21 protein-coding genes are annotated in these 17,138 nt (G+C 73.6%); 11 read left to right on the top strand and 10 right to left on the bottom strand.

The window, feature by feature from the left end; all coding sequences use genetic code 11:
• The first annotated feature begins 12 nt into the window (after positions 1 to 12).
• The gene (locus BLS70_RS20675) at positions 13 to 180 is read left to right on the top strand and encodes a hypothetical protein (RefSeq protein ID WP_176946257.1); all 168 of its coding nucleotides are present in this window, start codon (positions 13 to 15) and stop codon (positions 178 to 180) included.
• A gap of 4 nt (positions 181 to 184) precedes the next feature.
• Here BLS70_RS20675 and BLS70_RS20670 read toward each other — a convergent pair whose 3' ends face one another.
• Positions 185 to 355, bottom strand: coding sequence for a hypothetical protein (locus tag BLS70_RS20670; protein ID WP_176946256.1), 171 nt, complete (start codon positions 353 to 355; stop codon positions 185 to 187).
• Positions 356 to 487: 132 nt separating this feature from the next.
• Here BLS70_RS20670 and BLS70_RS02955 point away from each other — a divergent pair, with 132 nt between their 5' ends.
• From BLS70_RS02955 to BLS70_RS02935, 5 genes are all read left to right on the top strand, one after another.
• Positions 488 to 1,654 carry a glycoside hydrolase family 26 protein gene (locus BLS70_RS02955; RefSeq protein ID WP_091763973.1) on the top strand — a complete coding sequence of 389 codons (1,167 nt, stop codon included), beginning with the start codon at positions 488 to 490 and terminating at the stop codon, positions 1,652 to 1,654.
• A gap of 76 nt (positions 1,655 to 1,730) precedes the next feature.
• Complete coding sequence (locus BLS70_RS02950; protein ID WP_091763972.1) at positions 1,731 to 3,011, top strand: esterase/lipase family protein; 1,281 nt, start codon at positions 1,731 to 1,733, stop codon at positions 3,009 to 3,011.
• 93 nt (positions 3,012 to 3,104) lie between these two features.
• Positions 3,105 to 3,974 carry a lysophospholipid acyltransferase family protein gene (locus BLS70_RS02945; RefSeq protein WP_091763971.1) on the top strand — a complete coding sequence of 290 codons (870 nt, stop codon included), beginning with the start codon at positions 3,105 to 3,107 and terminating at the stop codon, positions 3,972 to 3,974.
• A 57-nt stretch (positions 3,975 to 4,031) separates the two neighbouring features.
• Positions 4,032 to 4,241 (top strand): DUF4177 domain-containing protein, encoded by a 210-nt coding sequence (locus BLS70_RS02940; protein WP_091763970.1) that lies wholly within the window; start codon positions 4,032 to 4,034, stop codon positions 4,239 to 4,241.
• Between the two features lie 10 nt (positions 4,242 to 4,251).
• A complete protein-coding gene (locus BLS70_RS02935; protein WP_091763969.1) occupies positions 4,252 to 4,788 on the top strand; it encodes a DUF4334 domain-containing protein in 537 nt (178 codons plus the stop codon).
• Here the strand turns inward: BLS70_RS02935 and BLS70_RS02930 are convergent.
• The 4 genes from BLS70_RS02930 to BLS70_RS02915 are packed head-to-tail and all read right to left on the bottom strand — an operon-like array spanning position 4,772 to position 7,318.
• Positions 4,772 to 5,185, bottom strand: coding sequence for an arsenate reductase ArsC (locus BLS70_RS02930; RefSeq protein ID WP_091763968.1), 414 nt, complete (start codon positions 5,183 to 5,185; stop codon positions 4,772 to 4,774). The two genes, BLS70_RS02935 and BLS70_RS02930, sit on opposite strands and share 17 nt — an antisense overlap.
• A gap of 20 nt (positions 5,186 to 5,205) precedes the next feature.
• Complete coding sequence (locus tag BLS70_RS02925) at positions 5,206 to 5,856, bottom strand: arsenate reductase ArsC (RefSeq protein WP_091763967.1); 651 nt, start codon at positions 5,854 to 5,856, stop codon at positions 5,206 to 5,208.
• A complete protein-coding gene (gene arsB / locus BLS70_RS02920) occupies positions 5,853 to 6,977 on the bottom strand; it encodes an ACR3 family arsenite efflux transporter (protein WP_091763966.1) in 1,125 nt (374 codons plus the stop codon). The genes BLS70_RS02925 and arsB overlap by 4 nt, the downstream gene beginning before the upstream one ends.
• Positions 6,974 to 7,318, bottom strand: coding sequence for an ArsR/SmtB family transcription factor (locus BLS70_RS02915; RefSeq protein ID WP_255362194.1), 345 nt, complete (start codon positions 7,316 to 7,318; stop codon positions 6,974 to 6,976). The genes arsB and BLS70_RS02915 overlap by 4 nt, the downstream gene beginning before the upstream one ends.
• Positions 7,319 to 7,450: 132 nt before the next feature.
• Here BLS70_RS02915 and BLS70_RS02910 point away from each other — a divergent pair, with 132 nt between their 5' ends.
• Together BLS70_RS02910 and BLS70_RS02905 are read left to right on the top strand one after the other, a co-directional pair.
• A complete protein-coding gene (locus BLS70_RS02910; RefSeq protein ID WP_091763964.1) occupies positions 7,451 to 7,933 on the top strand; it encodes an ArsI/CadI family heavy metal resistance metalloenzyme in 483 nt (160 codons plus the stop codon).
• Between the two features lie 65 nt (positions 7,934 to 7,998).
• Positions 7,999 to 8,952 (top strand): hypothetical protein, encoded by a 954-nt coding sequence (locus BLS70_RS02905; RefSeq protein WP_091763963.1) that lies wholly within the window; start codon positions 7,999 to 8,001, stop codon positions 8,950 to 8,952.
• 8 nt (positions 8,953 to 8,960) lie between these two features.
• On the opposite strand, the gene BLS70_RS02900 is transcribed toward BLS70_RS02905, so the two are convergent.
• The gene (locus BLS70_RS02900; protein ID WP_091763962.1) at positions 8,961 to 9,482 is read right to left on the bottom strand and encodes a DinB family protein; all 522 of its coding nucleotides are present in this window, start codon (positions 9,480 to 9,482) and stop codon (positions 8,961 to 8,963) included.
• 90 nt (positions 9,483 to 9,572) lie between these two features.
• Here BLS70_RS02900 and BLS70_RS02895 point away from each other — a divergent pair, with 90 nt between their 5' ends.
• Complete coding sequence (locus tag BLS70_RS02895; RefSeq protein ID WP_091763961.1) at positions 9,573 to 10,583, top strand: helix-turn-helix transcriptional regulator; 1,011 nt, start codon at positions 9,573 to 9,575, stop codon at positions 10,581 to 10,583.
• On the opposite strand, the gene BLS70_RS02890 is transcribed toward BLS70_RS02895, so the two are convergent.
• Positions 10,537 to 11,397, bottom strand: a complete 861-nt coding sequence (locus BLS70_RS02890; protein WP_091763960.1) for a YihY/virulence factor BrkB family protein — start codon at positions 11,395 to 11,397, stop codon at positions 10,537 to 10,539. The two genes, BLS70_RS02895 and BLS70_RS02890, sit on opposite strands and share 47 nt — an antisense overlap.
• A 164-nt stretch (positions 11,398 to 11,561) precedes the next feature.
• Between BLS70_RS02890 and BLS70_RS02885 the strand changes: the two genes are divergently transcribed.
• A complete protein-coding gene (locus BLS70_RS02885; protein ID WP_439645377.1) occupies positions 11,562 to 11,693 on the top strand; it encodes a hypothetical protein in 132 nt (43 codons plus the stop codon).
• 7 nt (positions 11,694 to 11,700) lie between these two features.
• On the opposite strand, the gene BLS70_RS02880 is transcribed toward BLS70_RS02885, so the two are convergent.
• Positions 11,701 to 12,636: a GGDEF domain-containing protein gene (locus BLS70_RS02880; protein WP_176946255.1), complete on the bottom strand. Its 936-nt coding sequence runs from the start codon at positions 12,634 to 12,636 to the stop codon at positions 11,701 to 11,703.
• 185 nt (positions 12,637 to 12,821) lie between these two features.
• Here BLS70_RS02880 and BLS70_RS02875 point away from each other — a divergent pair, with 185 nt between their 5' ends.
• A complete protein-coding gene (locus BLS70_RS02875) occupies positions 12,822 to 14,123 on the top strand; it encodes an erythromycin esterase family protein (protein ID WP_091763958.1) in 1,302 nt (433 codons plus the stop codon).
• Positions 14,124 to 14,250: 127 nt separating this feature from the next.
• On the opposite strand, the gene BLS70_RS02870 is transcribed toward BLS70_RS02875, so the two are convergent.
• Positions 14,251 to 15,576: a DUF2254 domain-containing protein gene (locus tag BLS70_RS02870; protein ID WP_255362193.1), complete on the bottom strand. Its 1,326-nt coding sequence runs from the start codon at positions 15,574 to 15,576 to the stop codon at positions 14,251 to 14,253.
• A gap of 83 nt (positions 15,577 to 15,659) precedes the next feature.
• A complete protein-coding gene (locus BLS70_RS02865; protein WP_091763956.1) occupies positions 15,660 to 17,087 on the bottom strand; it encodes an NAD(P)/FAD-dependent oxidoreductase in 1,428 nt (475 codons plus the stop codon).
• Positions 17,088 to 17,138: the final 51 nt, after the last annotated feature.

Raw genomic sequence — 17,138 nt, 5'->3', positions numbered from 1 at the left:
AGGCTCCCGGGCATGGTCGATCCCCGGTACGCCATCCCGCTGGAGGAGTTCGTCGCCGGGGCGCAGGTCGCCCGCGACGAGCAGATCGAGGTCCAGGCGGAGCCTGCCGTCCCTGCGCCCGCCTACGGGGACGGGCTGCGGTACGCCGACGGGATGTCCGGGGACGCCGACGGCGACTGACGCCTCACCAGCGGCGGGGCAGTTCCTTCCGGTCGCGCTTGGTCCAGCCGAGCGCCACGGTCGCGCCGGCGAGCAGCAGCGCGAGGACGGTCAGCCAGAACAGCCCCTTGATGACCGCGCCCAGGATGCTGAGCGCCAGCCAGATCACCAGCAGCCAGCCGAGCAGACGCAGCACGGGAACTCCAGGGGTCGGTGGGCGGGTCCGCCCCGAGCCTAGGCCCGCCGGCAGTCACTCCAGCGGATGAGGACCGCGGTTCCGGGCCGGCTCTCCGCTGCACCCCGGTCCGGTCGCGGCCGAAGAGAGGACGTGCGACGACGGCTGCTGCTCGCCCCGCTGATCACCTCGCTCGTGGCCGCCGGCTGCGGCGCCGCGGCCGAACCCGGATCCCGGCCGACCGCGGAAGCCGGCTGCGCCGCCGGAGCGACGGCCCCCGGCGACGGCGTCTACCTGGGCGTGTACCCGGACTGGGCGGTGGAGCCGCTCGCGGACCTCGCCTCCTCGCTGGGGTCCCGGCCCGCCGTCGTGGGCACCTTCATGCCCTTCCCCCTCGGCCCCGACGACGAGCGGAACCTCGACCTCGCGGTGGAGCAGGTCCGGGCCGAGGGCGGGATGCTGCTGCTCACCCTGCAACCGGACCGGGGCCTCGACGTCGTCACCGACGAGCTCGCCCGTGACCTGGCCGACCGGCTGGCCGGCTACAACGAGTCCGGCGTGCCGGTGATCGTCCGCTTTGCGCACGAGATGAACGGTGCCTGGTACCCGTGGGGCCAGCAGCCGGAGGCCTACGTCGCCGCGTTCCGGCGGCTGGCCGACGCCGTCCACGCCGGAGCTCCGGGCTCGGCGATGATGTGGGCGCCCCACTACGGCGGTGGCTACCCGTATGCGGGCCAGCAGTACGCCGCCGTCGCGGGCGGGGCCGACGCGGCGGTGCTCGACACCGACGGGGACGGCGCGGTGACCGCGGCCGACGATCCCTACGCGCCGTACTGGCCGGGCGCCTCCGCCGTCGACTGGGTCGGCCTGTCGCTCTACCACTGGGGGCACAGCTATCCCTGGGGCGAGAACGAGGTGCCCGAGGAGGGAAAGTTCCTCGCGCAGATGACCGGGGAGTACGCGGGCCAGGGCGGCGACGAGCGGGCGGTGCCGGACTTCCACGCCGTCTACGGGGAGGGCCACGACAAGCCGGTGGCGCTGGCCGAGACCGCGGCGCTGTGGGCGCCGGGGCGCGGTGGAGCCGGCGAGCTGGCCGTCAAGCAGGCGTGGTGGCGTCAGCTGCTGGACCCGGGGGTGCACGACCGGCTGCCGCGGCTGGCGATGGTCTCGTGGTTCGAGTTCGACCGGGCCGAGCCGGAGATCGGTGGCGACCCGGTGGACTGGCGGCTCGCCGCTTCGCCCGAGGTGCGCGACGCCTTCCGGGCGGACCTGCCCGGCAGCGTGCGCTGGGCCGACGACGTGCCCGGCTGCACCGACTGACCCGAGCCCGCTCCGGTTGCCCGCCGGGGGCGTGGCAGGGACCCTCGTCCCGCGGTCGGCAATCGGGGGGAGACGCATGCGGACGGACGAGGTCCAGGGCGCGGCGGAGCTGGCCCGGCTGACGCTGCGGGGCGGCACCGCGCGGGTGCGCGAGGTGCACCAGAGCATCGCCGGACGGGTGTTCCGCACCGTCGGACCGATCGGGCGCCCGGTGCAGCTGTGGCACGACGCCGTCGCCGGGCTGGCCTACGCGAGCGTGGGAGTGGCGCTCGGCCTGGGCGCGCGCGCGGTGGGCCGGGCCGCTGCCGCGCGGGCCAGCGGCCGGGACCTGGACGAGGACCGCCGGGGCCGGATGGTTCTCGGCGTGCTCAACGGCGCCCACGGCGACCTCGTGCAGCGCGCCGCTCCCGGGCTGGACCTGGGCATGACCGTGCGGGTGGCCGGCCGGGCCGTGCCCCTGCACCCACGTTCGCTGGAGGAGGCGTTCCCCGCGGCGAGCGGCCGGATCGTCGCCTTCCTGCACGGGCTGACCGAGACCGAGGACTCCTGGGGCTACGGGGCGGAGAAGCACTTCGGCCGGGCCGATGTCACCTACGGGACCCTGCTGCAGGCCGACCTCGGGCTGACCCCGGTGTACCTGCGCTACAACACCGGGCTGCACATCTCCGAGAACGGCCGGGAGCTAGCCGGGCTGCTCGCCGAGCTGGTCGCCGCCTGGCCGCAGGAGGTGCAGGACCTCGTCCTGGTCGGCCACTCCATGGGCGGGCTGGTCGCCCGCAGCGCCCTCCACCAGGCGCAGGACGGGACGACCGACGCGCTGGCCTGGACGCAGCTGGTGCGCGACACCGTCACCCTCGGCTCGCCGCACACCGGCGCCCCGCTGGAGCGCGGCGTGCACAAGCTCGGCCTGCAGCTGTCCCGGCTTCCGGAGACCCGTCCGCTGGCCCGTGTGCTGTCGCTGCGCAGCGTGGGCATCAAGGACCTCCGCCACGGCACCCTGGTCGAGGAGGATTGGGCCGACCGGGACCTCGACGGCCCCGCGAGCGGCACCCGCACCCACGTGCCGCTGCACGAGGGGGCCCGGCACTTCGTCATCGTGGCGACGCTGAGCACCGATCCCGACGGGCCGCTGGCGGACCTGCTCGGTGATCTGCTCGTCTCTCCGCGCAGCGCCCTCGGCGACACCGGCGACGACGACCGGCTCGCGTTCCCGGCCGACCACGTCGAGCGGGTCGGCGGGCTGCACCACTTCGGGCTGCTCGCCCACCCACGGGTCTACGCGCACATCCGGCGCTGGCTCCTGGACCGGCCCGAGGGTCCGCGGCCCGCTGCTCCCGAGGTGCCGACGGGGGCCTGACCAGGCAGTGTGACGCAGGCCACGTCACCTGGGCGGGGTCCGGCCGTTGTCCTGCACGGAACAGCCGTCGTCCTTCAGAGCCGAGGGAGCAGCATGGCCGAGCACCAGCAGAACCTCCTTCAGCGACTCATCAGCTGGCGCGTGGGCGCCGCGATGGAGCCGCACCCGCCGAACGAGACCCTCATGCGGCTCCAGCAGCCGCTCTGGGACCTCCTCGACAAGTGGTACTTCCGGCTCGAGATCGACGGCTGGGAGAACGTGCCGGACCGCACCAGCCTGGTCGTCGGGGTCCACTCGGGCGGCGCCCTGACGATGGACGCCTGGACCCTGGTCAACGCCTGGCACCACCACTTCGAGGGCCGCCGTCCGCTGCACGGCAGCGCGCACGACGTGCTCATGGCCGCACCGGGACTGGGCGACTACTTCCGCGCCGTCGGTGTCATCGCGGCGAACCGGACGAGCGTCGGCGCAGCCCTGGAGCAGGGCGAGGACGTCGTCGTGTGGCCCGGCGGTGAGGTGGACGCCATGCGCAGCTGGCGCAAACGCGACGTCGCCACCCTCGGTGGGCGGAAGGGCTTCGTGAAGCAGGCCATCCGGTCAGGGGTGCCGATCGTGCCGGTGGCGACCGTCGGCGGGCACGACACAGTCTTCGTGCTCTCCGAGGGAAAGTGGCTGGCCGACGCCGTGGACAAGGTCACCGGCCTGAAGTCCACGCTGCGCGGGGCGAACCTGCCGATCATCGCCGGGTTCCCGTTCCCGCTGGCGGTCGAGATCCTGCCGGCGCACGTCCCGCTGCCGGCCAAGATCCGCACCGAGCTGCTCGAGCCGATCGAGGTCGACGACGACCCCGAGCGGGTCGACGACGAGGCCTACGTCCAGAAGATCTACGACCAGGTCGAGGCCCGGATCCAGGCCGGCATGGACCGGCTGGCGGCCAAGCGGACCCTGCCCGTGCTCGGCTGACCCCTCGACGGGGGACGGCGGTCCGGGCAGTCTGGGCGCTTCCACGAGGAGGCTGGCATGGCGGCACGGTTCGAGTACAAGGTCGAGGAGATCCGCGAGGGGATGGTCGGCGGCAAGATGTCCGGCGGCAAGCTCGAGAAGGTGCTCAACGAGCACGCCCGGGAGGGCTGGCAGCTCAAGGCCGTCACGTCCGTCGAGGTGAAGGGCCGCATCGGGCCCGGCGGTGTGGAGGGCGTGCTGGTGACCTTCGAGCGGCCGGTGGCGTGAGGCCGGTCGCATGAGCACCGACCAGTGGCTGGTCGAGCACGGGGCCGGCGCCTCCTCGGAGGAGGCGCTGGCCTTGTTCGACGGGCTCGACCCCGTGGAGTCCGGGGAGATGCTCGGCCGGTGGCGGGGGAGCGGGCTGCCGACCGGGTCGCCGCTGGACGGTCTGCTCGAGGCCCACGGCTGGTACGGCAAGGAGTTCCTCGACGCGGAGACCGTGCACCCGCTGCTGTTCAGCACCCGCTCCGGGCCCCGGCCGGTGGACCCGGCTTTCGTGCCGATGGCGGTCCTGCGCGACCGGCCCGGCCTGGCGCACTCCCAGGCGGCCCGTGCCGTGTTCCGGCTGGCACGCCCGCTGGTGACGACGCCGCGACCGCGGGCGCGGCTGCGGTCGGTGGAGCACCGCGGCGTGCAGACGGCGGCCATGGTCTACGACGCGCTGCCCATCATCGACGTCTTCCGCCGGGTGTCCGACGACGTCCGGCTCGGGCTCATGGACCTACGCGGCCTGCCCGACCCGTTCTTCTTCCTGCTCACGCGGGAGCGCTGACTCCGAGCTCCGCCAGCAGCCCGCGGATCCGACGCTCGATCTCGTCGCGGATGGGGCGGACCGCATCCACTCCCTGGCCGGCCGGGTCGTCGAGCTGCCAGTCCAGGTAGCGCTTGCCCGGGAAGATCGGGCAGGCGTCGCCGCAGCCCATGGTGATGACGACGTCGGAGGCCTCGACGGCGTCGGTGGTGAGCACCTTCGGCCGCTGGTCGGAGATGTCGATGCCCACCTCGGCCATCGCCTCGACCGCCGCCGGGTTCACCTGGTCGCCGGGCAGCGAGCCGGCCGACCGGACCTCGACGCCGTCCCCGGCCAGGTGCCGCAGCCAGCCGGCGGCCATCTGCGAGCGGCCGGCGTTGTGCACGCAGACGAACAGGACACTGGGCTTGTCGGGCACGGGTTCCCTCTCGATCAGGTTCAGGCGTGGGTCGGCTGGAGTTCGGCGAACAGTGCGCGCACCCGGGAGTGGATGTCGTCGCGGATGGCTCGTACCTCGCCGAGGGTCAGGCCGGCGGGGTCGCGCACCTGCCAGTCGAGGTACCGCTTGCCGGGGTACACCGGGCAGGCGTCACCGCACCCCATCGTGACGACGACGTCGGCGGCACGGACGACGTCGTCGGTCAGCGGCTTGGGGAACTCCGCCGCGAGGTCGACGCCCACCTCTGCCATGGCCGTGACCACCGCCTCGTCGATGGACGCGGCGGGCTGCGACCCGGCCGAGCGCACGTGCACCCGGTCGGCGCCGAGGAGCTGCAGGAGGCCGGCGGCCATCTGCGAGCGCCCGGCGTTCTGGACGCAGACGAACAAGACCTCCGGCACGTCGTGCGCGACGGCGCCCTTCGCCTGGGCCAGTGCGGTGAGCCGTTCGGAGGCGAACCGGGCGGTGAGCGCCGGGAGGTGAGCGGTGACCCGCGCGGTGCGCGCCAGTGCCGTGTAGGACTCGAAGACGTAGCGGTCGACCGTCTCCCGCGCGAAGACGCCGGTGAAGCGGGCCGCGAGGTCGTCGGCGAGCCGGTGCAGCGAGGCCTCGGGGGTCAGCAGGCCGGGCAGGGACTTCTCGGTGGTCATCGGGTCCTCCGGACGAGGTCGGGGACGGTCGGGTCGCCGGGGAACCAGCGGCGGGCCGCCCACAGGGAGACGTAGACGAGACCGACCAGCACCGGCACCTCGATGAGCGGGCCGACGACGCCGGCCAGCGCCTGACCACTGGTCACGCCGAAGGTGCCGATGGCGACGGCGATGGCGAGCTCGAAGTTGTTGCCCGCGGCGGTGAACGCCAGCGTCGCCGTCTTCGCGTAGCCCAGCCCCAGGCGCATGCCGAGGAGGAACGAGCCGCCGAACATCAGGGCGAAGTAGGCCAGGAGCGGCAGCGCGATGCGGGCGACGTCCCACGGGTTCGAGGTGATCGCGTCGCCCTGCAGCGCGAAGAGCATGACGATGGTGAAGAGCAGGCCGTAGAGCGCGATCGGGCCGATGCGCGGCAGGAACCGCTCCTCGTACCAGGCGCGGCCGCGGCGGCGCTCGCCGATCGTGCGGGTGAGGAAGCCGGCGAGCAGCGGGATGCCGAGGAACACCAGCACGCTGAGCAGGATCGCCCAGACGCTGAACTCCGCCGACGTCGTCGACAGGCCCAGCCAGCCGGGCAGCACCTGCAGGTAGAACCAGCCCAGCGCGGCGAAGGCGGCGATCTGGAACACCGAGTTGATCGCGACCAGCACCGCGGCGGCCTCGCGGTCGCCGCAGGACAGGTCGTTCCAGATCAGCACCATCGCGATGCAGCGGGCCAGGCCCACGATGATCAGGCCGGTCCGGTACTCCGGGAGGTCGGGCAGCAGCAGCCAGGCCAGGGCGAACATCAGCGCGGGCCCGAGCAGCCAGTTCAGCGCCAGGCTGGCGAGCAGGAGTTTCCGGTCGCCGGTGACCCGGTCGAGTTCGGAGTACCGGACCTTGGCCAGCACCGGGTACATCATCAGCAGCAGCCCGATCGCGATCGGCAGGCTGACGTCGCCGACCTCGACGGCGGACAGGGCGTCGTCCAGACCCGGCACCCAGCGGCCCAGCGCGAGGCCCAGCGCCATCGCGGCGACGATCCACACCGGCAGGAACCGGTCGAGCGTCGAGAGCTTCTGCAGCACCGGTGCGTCGGCGGGGACGTCGGTGCGGGCGGTCTCGCGGACGGCGTCGCTCATGCCGGGGCCAGCGCGGAGGTGGAGAAGAGGCTGGCGACGGCGGACAGCGCCTCGGGGCGGACGGAGTAGTAGACCCAGACCCCGCGCTTGTCGCGGTCCAGCAGGCCGGCGGAGTGCAGCACCTTGAGGTGGTGGCTGATCGTGGCCTGGGTGAGGTCGAAGGCGTCGTTGAGGTCGCAGACGCAGGCCTCACGGGTCGCGCTGGAGGCGATCAGGCTGACCAGCCGCAGCCGGACGGGGTCGGCCAGCGCCTTGAGCAGCGGGGCGACCTGCTCGGCCTGCTCGGCGGACATCGCCGTACCGGACAGCGGCGTGCAGCACGCCAGGCCTGGGTCGCTCATCGTCGTCTCCTCGTTCGCGAACATCGGTGCCCATCGTAACGACGTCCATCGTATTGACAAGCATCGATGTCAGGTGTTCATTCGGCGTACAGACATCGACGTCCGTCGATGTCCTGTCCTCAGGAGGTCCCCGTGTCCCGTATCCAGCTCGCCCTCCGCGTCGCCGACCTCGACGCCGCCGTCGCGTTCTACTCGCGGCTCTTCGACACCGAGCCGGCCAAGCGCCGTCCCGGGTACGCCAACTTCGCCGTCGCCGAGCCGCCCCTGAAGCTCGTGCTGCTCGAGGGCGAGGCCGGCGAGCCCACCCGCATGGACCACCTCGGCGTCGAGGTGGCCACGACCGACGAGGTCACGGCGGCGACGAACCGGCTCGCCGACGCCGGCCTGGCGACGCGGCCGGAGGAGAACACCACCTGCTGCTACGCCGTCCAGGACAAGGTGTGGGTGACCGGCCCCGGCGGCGAGCCGTGGGAGGTCTACACCGTGAAGGCGGACGCCCGCCCCGACCTCGAGGGGAAGACCGACGCCGCGCCGGCCGCCCTCTCCGGCGACGGCAACTGCTGCACGCCCGAGGGGTCCGCCACCGACGCGCCGCTTGCCGCCTCCTGCTGCTGAGTGCGCCGCCCCGAGGGCCAGGATGGCCATGTCGGCCCTCGGGGTGGACGTGACAGGCTCGGCGCGTGGACCTGGACGAGGTGGCCGACGAGCTGTACGAGGTGCCGCCCGAGGAGTTCGTCGCGCTGCGGACGACCCGACAGGACGAGGCCAAGGCGGAGGGGGACAAGGCGCTGGCCAAGGAGATCGGCGCGCTGCCCAAGCCCTCGGCCGCTGCCTGGGCCTGCAACCTGCTGGTCCGCGAGCACCGCGAGGAGATCGAGAACCTCGTCGAGCTGGGCGACCTGCTCCGGGAGGCCCAGGAGAACCTGGCCGGTGACCAGCTGCGCGCCCTCGACGTCCAGCGGCGGCAGCTGGTCACCGCCCTGACCCGGCAGGCGCGGGGGCTGGCCGCCGCCCGCGAGCACCCGGTGAGCGCGGGCGTCGCGACCCAGGTCGAGGAGACGCTGCGCGCGGCCATGGCCGACCCGGACGCCGGCCGGGCGCTGCTGACCGGCCGGCTCACCTCGCCGATGTCCTACAGCGGCCTCGGGACGACGGTGTCCAAGCCCGACCTCCGGCTCGTCCACCCGGCACCCCGGCCGGAACGCACGACCGAGCGCACCGGGAAGCCGGCGCGGTCGCCGGCCCCCGAGAAGCAGGCGGGGGAGTCGGCGGCCGATCGCCGGGCCCGCGAGCAGGAGGAGCGCCGGCGGGCCGCGGAGGAGAGGCGCCTCCGCGAGCTGGCGGAGGCCCACGCGGCGGAGGAGGAGGCCGCCGCTGCCGCGGACGAGGCCGCCGCCGTCCTCGAGGAACACCGGCAGAAGACCGAGGAGCTCGCTGGGCGCCGGTCGGAGCTGCAGGCGCGGGTGGACGAGCTCGCCGACCAGCTGGCCGAGGCCGAACGGGAGGTCGCCGATGCCGCGGCGGCGCTCAAGCGCGAGGAGCGCCGCCGCGCGGCCGCCGAGCGCGAGGCGGCCGACGCGGCGGAGGCGCGGGACCGCGCCGCCGCGCACGTGGCGTCCCTGAGCGGGGACTGACCCGGACCTCAGCCCATCGTCTTCTGGCCGTCGAGGGACTCCCGCAGGATGTCGGCGTGCCCGGCGTGCTGGCCGGTCTCCGCGGCGATGTGCAGGAACGTGCGGCGCACGGAGCGCTGCGCACCGGGCGGGAACCACGGCGCCTCCGGCAGCGGGAAGGAGGCGTCCAGGTCGAGGGTGCGGACGAGCTCGTCGGTGCGGGCGGCCACCGCCTCGTACTCGGCCAGCGCCCCCTCGAGCGTCTCCCCGGGGAGCAGCCGGTGGCCGTCGGCCCAGTCGGCGTAGCCGGCCTCGTCCTGCGGCGCGGCGACCGCTTCGGGCCCCTCGATGGCGAAGCGTGCCCAGCCGGCCTCGATGCGCGCGACGTGCTTGATCAGGCCGCCGAGGGTGAGCTCGCTGGCCGTCGTCCGCTGCCGGGCCTGCTCGTCGGTGAGCCCCTGGACGGTGAATCGGAGGAAGTGCCGCGAGGTCTGCAGCAGCTCCAGCAGGTCGGCGCGCTCGGCGGTCAGGGTGGGGCTGGTCGTGGTCATCGTGGTGCCTTCCGTCCGGTGGATCGGTCACCCATGACGCTAGGGACCATCGGTGACAGATCCTGACCGCAATGGGGAAGAATCTGAGTCGTGACCAGTCCGGGGAACCGCACGCTGCGGCTGCTCTCGCTGCTGCAGCAGCGCCGGCACTGGCCCGGCGGCGACCTCGCCGAGCGGCTGGGCATCTCGCTGCGCACCCTCCGGCGCGACGTCGAGCGCCTGCGCGAGATCGGCTACCCGGTGGACGCGCAGCCAGGGGTGGACGGCGGCTACCGGCTGGCGCCCGGCGCGGTGCTCCCTCCGCTGGTGCTGGACGACGACGAGGCGGTGGCGCTGACCGTCGGCCTCCAGGCCGCCGCCCAGAGCGCCGTCGCCGGGATGGCCGAGGCGTCGGTGCGCGCGCTGACCACGGTGACGCAGGTGCTGCCGCCCCGTCTCCGGCGCCGGGCGGATGCGCTGCGCGCGGTCACGGTGCCTGCGGCGTGGGGTGCGACCGGCGCCGTGGTCGATCCGCAGGTGCTCGTCGCCGTCGCCGGGGCGTGCCGCGACTCCGAGCGGCTGGAGTTCGCCTACGTCGCGGCCGACGGCGCCCGCACCGCGCGGCTGACCGAGCCGTTCCGGCTCGTCGCGCTGGGCCGGCGGTGGTACCTCGTCGCCTACGACCTCGGCCGCGGTGACTGGCGCAGCTTCCGCCTCGACCGGCTCAGCGCACCCCGGGTCACCGGCCAGCGCTTCGCCCTGCGGACCCTGCCCGCCGAGGACGCCGCGGCGTTCGTCCGCCGGGGGACCGACGCACGCTCGGCGGCACACGTCGTGGAGGCGCTGGTCGAGGCCCCTGCCGACGACGTCCGTCACCGGATCGGCCCCTGGGCGACGGTGACGGAGGAGCCGGGAGCGCGGTGCCGGCTGCGCATGGAGACCCACGACCTGAACTGGGCGGCCCTGGCACTGGGCAGCGTCGAGGCGGAGTTCACCGTGCTGCGCCCGCCCGCGCTGCGCGACCTCCTGGCCGACTGGGCGGGCCGTTTCGACCGCGCCGCGTCGGCGCCGGACGTCAGCGGGTCGCGTGCCCGGAGCGGCGGTCGGCCCGCCGCGACATGAGCCGGTACCCGGCGAGCACGGACGCGTTGGCCAGCAGCAGCCAGAGGCCGAGGAGCACCGCGGTGGCCAGCGCGGTGGGGCCGTAGCGCCGGCTGAAGTCGGCGACCTCGAGGTAGACCAGGTAGCCGGCGGTGACGACGGTGATGAGGCCGACGGCGGTGGCGGCGCCGACGGCGATGTCGTGCCAGCGGGTCTCGCGCAGCTCGAAGAGGCCGTAGACCAGCGCGATGAGCAGCCCGAGCAGCCCTACTGCGCCCACCCCGAGCGTCGCCTGCAGCCAGCCGCCGGCACCCAGCAGGCGCGGGACCAGGTAGAGCGTGGCCAGGCCGGAGAAGATTGCGAAGGGCAACGCGGCGATGATCACGAGGGCCAGGAGCCGGCCCTTCCAGCCACGGATGCGCCGGTCGGCCGCCGGCGCGATGTCGCTGAACGCCCGGGCGAGAGCGGCACCGTAGGTCGTGGCCGGCCAGATGGCGGCCACCGCCGCCAACGGGCCCGTCTGCGCGGCGACGTCGATGAGTTCACGCAGCACATCGGCGATCGGCAGCTGGTCGGGCGCCCGGCTGGTCACCTGGACACCGAGGTCCTGCAGGCTGGCAGCGTCCACGAACAACCCGGCGATCCAGAAGCCGAGCAGCACCATCGGCGGCAGCGAAATCATCGCGTAGAACGCGAGGCTGGAGCTCGTGGTCACGAACTCCGGACTGCGGACCCAGTCGAGCAGCCTTCGCGCCGGCTCGGGCACCCGGCCGTAGCCGCGGTGCATGCGGTCGCGGATCCGCAGGACCCGTCGTCGCAGCCGGTTGTCAGCCATCCGCCCGGGCGCTACCCCGGGCCGCAGGTCCGGTAACCGTGGCGGTCAACCGCAGGAAGGGCCGTCCTCCTCCGGCGAGCGCATCCGGCCCACGCGACCGGTCGCAGTCCCCGGGCCTCGCATTCGGCGCTGACCCGGCCGGGTCCGCCCGGGAGGTCGCCGCCGTGGTGGCGTTCCTCGCCTCGCCCGCGGCCGGCTACGTCACCGGGGCGTCGTGGCCGGTGGACGGCGGCATGCTGGAGATGGGTGCGATGGCCGGTTCCCACCTGACGAGCGACGACTGGCGGCGCGGCTGAGCCGCGGTCAGCGGGTCTGGCGGCCGGCGCGCTTGCGCTGGTAGAGGTCCTCGTCGGCCCGGGCAAGCACGCCGGTCAGGGTGTCGCCCGGCCGGACGGTCGCCAGTCCCACCGACCAGCGGAAGTCGTGGCTCTCCTCGAGGCGGGCGAGCAGCTCCTGCGCTCCCCGCTCGTCCGTGGCCGGCAGGCACAGGACGAACTCGTCCCCGCCGTAGCGGCCGAGCAGGTCGGCGGAACGCAGCCGCTGCGCCCAGCTCGCGGTGAGCTCGCGCAGCAGGGCGTCGCCGGCGCCGTGGCCGTCCCGGTCGTTGACCTGCTTGAAGTCGTCCAGATCGAGGATGGCCACGCTCAGCGGGTCCCCGGTGCGCAGCGCACCGGCGAGGTGGCGCGAGGCGTCGACCTCCCACGACCGCCGGTTGGCCACCCCCGTGAGCGGGTCGGTGTCGGCGGCCTCCCGCAGGCGGCGGGCCAGGCGTCCCTGCGCCTCGGCCAGCACGAGGACGGTCACGGACAGGGCCAGCCATGCGTTGAGGAAGCCCGATGGCTCCGCGGCCGCGGCGCCCGCGCTGGCCGCGGCGACGACGAAGGCGGTGTGCGCGCGGGCCGACGGTAGCGGGAGCACGTGCGCGGCGTAGAGCGCCACGGCGGTCATGGCCGGGCCGAGGCCCACGATCCCCACCGGTGTCGCCGACCGCCAGGCCAGCACGCCGACGAGCACGGAGACCAGGGCCAGAGCGGCGTGGAGGGCCCACGAGGGGAGCCGCTGCCCGAACGCGAGCAGTGCGGCCCCGATGCCGACGCCGGCGACGCCCAGGCCCCAGAGCAGGTCCACCGGGGTCTCGGGAGCCATCGGTGACGCCGCGCCGGCGAAGCACAGCGCCCCGCCGACGAGGTAGACGACGGCCAGCAGCGTGGCTGCCGGTGCGCTCCGATGGCCGTCCATGCCGTGCATCCTCCCGGTGTCGGCCGCCTCCCCGGTACCACCTGGCCACCGGCGTGCCCCGGCGGGGGGAGGCCTCGTGCATCGGCGGGCTCCTACCGGGACGAACGCGCGAGGCCCGCTCGAGGATGCGGCCCATCCCGTCCGGGGTAGGTGTGCCGCCTCACGATGACGGCGAGGGGGCGGCGATGACCGACGGGGAGGACCGACGAGAGGTGCGCGCCCTGGCGCGGCCGTTGCGGCGTGCGGGGGACCTGGACCCGTTGCTGGAGCGGATCGGCGACGCGCGGATCGTCGCGGTGGGCGAGGCGAGCCACGGCACGCACGAGTACTACGCCTGGCGCGCCGCCCTCACCCGCCGCCTCATCGAGGAACGCGGGTTCACCGTCGTCGCGGTCGAGGGCGACTGGCCCGACTGCTTCCGGGTGAACCGGAGCGTGCGGTTGCGGCCGGGTGCCGACGAGGACCCCCGGGACGCCCTCGACGCCATCGCCCGCTGGCCGACCTGGATGTGGGGCAACGACGACGTCGTCGACTTCTGCCGGTGGCTGCGCCGGCACAACGCCGACCGGAGCGAGGAGGACCGGGCCGGGTTCTACGGCCTGGACGTCTACAGCCTGTGGGACTCGATGCACGAGCTCATCGCCTGGCTGGAGGCCAACGAGCCGGAGCACGTCGGCCAGGCGCGGCGCGCGCTGGCCTGCTTCGAGCCCTACGGCGAGGACGGCGCCGAGTACGCCTTCGCGCACCGGCTCTCGCCCACGAGCTGCGAGGACGCGGCGGTCGAGGTCCTGCGCTCGCTGTGCGCGGACCGGGGACGGCGGGAGGCTCGGGCGGAGGACGCGGAGGCCCGCTTCTCCGCCGAGCAGAACGCCGCGGTGGTGGTCGACGCGGAGCGCTACCACCGGGCGATGGTGCAGGGGTCGGCGGCGTCCTGGAACGTCCGGGACGTGCACATGGTCGACGTCCTCGACCGGCTGCTCGAGCACACCGGCGGCAAGGTCGTGGTGTGGGAGCACAACACCCACATCGGCGACGCCCGGGCCACGGACATGGCTCCCGGCGGCATGGTCACGGTGGGTCAGCTGCTGCGCGAACGGCACGGGCGCGGCGACGTGGTCCTGGTCGGCTTCGGCGGGCACCGGGGCAGCGTCATCGCCGGTGCCGAGTGGGGCGCCCAGATGACCCGCATGTCCGTGCCCCCGGCCCGCGCGGGCAGCCTGGAGGCGCTGCTGCACGATGCCGTGGGGGAGGACTCGCTGTTCGTCTTCCCCCGCACGGAACAACCCGGCTGGCTGGACCGGCGGCTGGACCACCGCGCCATCGGCGTGGTGTACCGGCCCGAGCGGGAGCGGTGGGGGAACTACGTGCCCACCGTGCTCGGCGAGCGCTACGACGCGTTCCTCCACCTGGAGCAGACCTCACCGCTGCAGCCGCTGCACCTGGAGCGGGCCGACGAGCACGTGCCGCTGGCCTCGGAGGCGGTCTGAGGTTGCCGCCGCCCGCCGCCCGCCCCCCGCACAACCTCGACGTCGTGGGCGGCCTCGTGATCCGGTCGGGCGTGCTCGTCCTGGCACCGATCACGGCCCGGTGGCGGGATGAGGACACGACCGCCGCTCACATGGACCGCGTCTCCCCCGCCCGGTCGCCGAAGGCCGCCTCCAACCGTCCTTCCAGGGCGGCGCCGACCCGGTCGCGGTGGTCCTGCACCGCTGAGGTGTCGACGTCGTTGCGCTCGGGGGAGAGCTCACCCGCGACCAGGTCGGCAGCCCGCGCGACCTCGGCCCGCTGTTGGTCGTCGCGGCAAGCCACGGCCACGTCCCGGAGCATGCGCAGCAGCGCCATGAGAACGGTGGGTTCGTCGGCACCGAACCGGGACAGCTGGCCACAGGACAGGTCGAGGTAGTAGCGCAGATCGCGGTCGGGCACGATTGCGCGACCGGTCCCGTCCTCGTCCTCGTGCAGGGTCGCGCCGAGCCGTCGGCCGGTCAACCGGACGAGCAGATCGGCCATGTGCCCGGCCGCGGTCGCCGCAGTCACCGGGTCGTTGACCGACGGTGACATGGCCTTCACGGCGATGTCCTCGAGCTGGCGGAACCCGAAGCCGGCGTCCTGGTCGATGGTGCGCTCGTTGTTGAGCACCACCGCCGCGCGGACGGCGTCCGTCAGCTCGTCGCCGGCTCGGCTCCAGACGGTGGCGATCGGCGTGCCCTGGGTGACCTGGTCGCCGGGCCGCACCTGGACGCGGACGACGGCGTCGTGCTGCCGGGCGCTGTCGACCAGCGTGCCAACGTCCACCACCTCCACGAACCCGCTGTCGTGCGCGGTGACCAACGAGCCGGTGGAGGCGTCGAGCTCCAGCTCGTCGGGGGACCGCTGCTGGTCGTCGTCGTAAGGGGGGTAGAACTGCTCGATGGCGCGGCGGGCGTCGGTGTGGACGCGGGTCATCATCGTGTCGACTCGGAGCATGCGCACCATGTGACTGATGAAGACCAGCAGCGCGCCGAGGGACGCGATGCCGAGCAGCGCTGCCGTCAGCAGCACCAAACTGGGTACCGGCTGAGCCGAGTTGAGCCCGCGCAGTCCGGTGATCGAGAAGACGAACGTCGCGGAGAGGATCGACAGCACCCGCTTGGTGACCGGGTCGCGGACGAAGTCGCGGAGCAGCCGGGGCGAGAACTGCTGCGAGGCCAGCTGGAGCGCGACGATCGTGATGCTGAACGTGAGCGTGGTGATGGTGACCGCGGCCGTCGCCACGAGTTGGAGGAGACTTCCCGCTGCGCTGGTGTCACTCGGCCACAGGTCCGCGAGGATGCCGCTGCGAGGTTTCACGTCGCTGAGCAGCAGACCCAGCCCGGCGGCGACCGCTGCTGTCACCGCCGGCCAGACCCACAGTGGTGACTGCGAACGGGCGGCGCTGCGTTGACCCCTGGCACTCGGCACGCCGGGCGGCCTACCCGGGCCGGCGCACCGCAATCGGCGTGCCAGGAAGCATGCGTCAGGCCGCCGTGGCCCGGCGGGACGGGTCAGGCGGAGTCGCGGTTGGTCATGTCCTGGTCGTCGGCGGTCGGGTCCTTGGGGCCGCCGGTCTTGGAGACCTCCCACCCGGCACCCAGCTGCTCGAGCGCCAGCCGGCCGTACACCTGCTGCTGGGTGGCCACGCGCTGCGAGCGGCCCCGGCCGAGGAAGCTGATCAGCCAGTGGAACACCGTGGTGAAGCGGCTCTTGAAGCCCACGATGTACATGAGGTGGACGACCAGCCACAGCACCCAGGCGATGAAGCCCTCGAACTTGAACTTCCCGATGTCGGCGACCGCGGAGAACCGCGAGATCGTCGCCATGGAGCCCTTGTCCTTGTACTTGAACGGGCCCTTCGGCTGCTTTCCGTCAAGCTTGCGCTTGATGGCGTCGGCGGCGTAGCGGCCGCCCTGGATGGCGACCTGGGCGACTCCCGGCAGCTTGGTCAGCGCCATCATGTCGCCGACGACGTGCACCTCGGGGTGCCCGGGCAGCGTGAGGTCGGGCTGCACCGAGATGCGGCCGGCCCGGTCGACCTCGGCGCCGGACTGCTCGCCGAGGAGCCGGCCCAGCCCGGAGGCCTGGACCCCGGCCGCCCAGATCTTGGTGGCGGCGTTGATCCGGCGGACCGTGCCGTCGGCGTCCTTGACGTCGAGGCCGTCGGCGTCCACGTCGGTGACCATGGCGTCCAGCTGCACCTCGACGCCGATCCGGTTGAGGTGCCGGCGAGCGGCGTCGCCGAGCTTCTCGCCGAAGGACGGCAGCACGATCGGGGCGGCGTCCAGCAGGATGATCCGCGCCTGCGTCGGGTCGATGTTGCGGAAGTCCCGCTTCAGGGTGCGCCGGGCGAGCTCGGCGATCTGGCCGGCCATCTCGACCCCGGTCGGGCCGGCGCCCACGACGACGAAGGTCATCAGCCGGTCGATCTCGGCCTGGTCGGTGGCCAGCTCGGCGAGCTCGAAGGCGCCGAAGATGCGGCCGCGCAGCTCGAGGGCGTCGTCGATGCTCTTCATGCCGGGTGCGAACTCGGCGAACTGGTCGTTGCCGAAGTAGGACTGCCCGGCACCCGCGGCGACGATCAGCTCGTCGTAGGGGTGCACCGTGGTGCGGCCCAGGATCGTCGAGGTGACCGTGCGGGCGGTCAGGTCGATGTCGGTGACCTCGCCCAGCACGACTCGCGTGTTGTCCTGGTGCTTGAGGATCTCGCGGGTCGCGGGGGCGATCTCGCCCTCGGAGAGGATCCCCGTGGCCACCTGGTAGAGCAGCGGCTGGAACAGGTGGTTGGCGGTCTTGCCGATCAGCGTCACGTCGAGGGGGGCGCGCTTGAGCGCCTTGGCGGCGAAGAGCCCGCCGAATCCGGACCCGATGATGACGACGCGGGGCCGGCCGCTGTCGGTCTCGCGTCCGGCGGACGTACGCGTCGCTGGTGTCGTCATGCTCACGATTCTCCCACTCCGAGCCCCGTCGGCCCCCCGCGACCCCGGGCG

This window comes from Blastococcus aurantiacus (assembly GCF_900102425.1).
GTDB classification, from domain to species: Bacteria; Actinomycetota; Actinomycetes; order Mycobacteriales; family Geodermatophilaceae; genus Blastococcus; species Blastococcus aurantiacus.
Note: the sequence above shows the minus strand (reverse complement) of the source record. Positions and strands in the feature narration are given on the sequence as shown.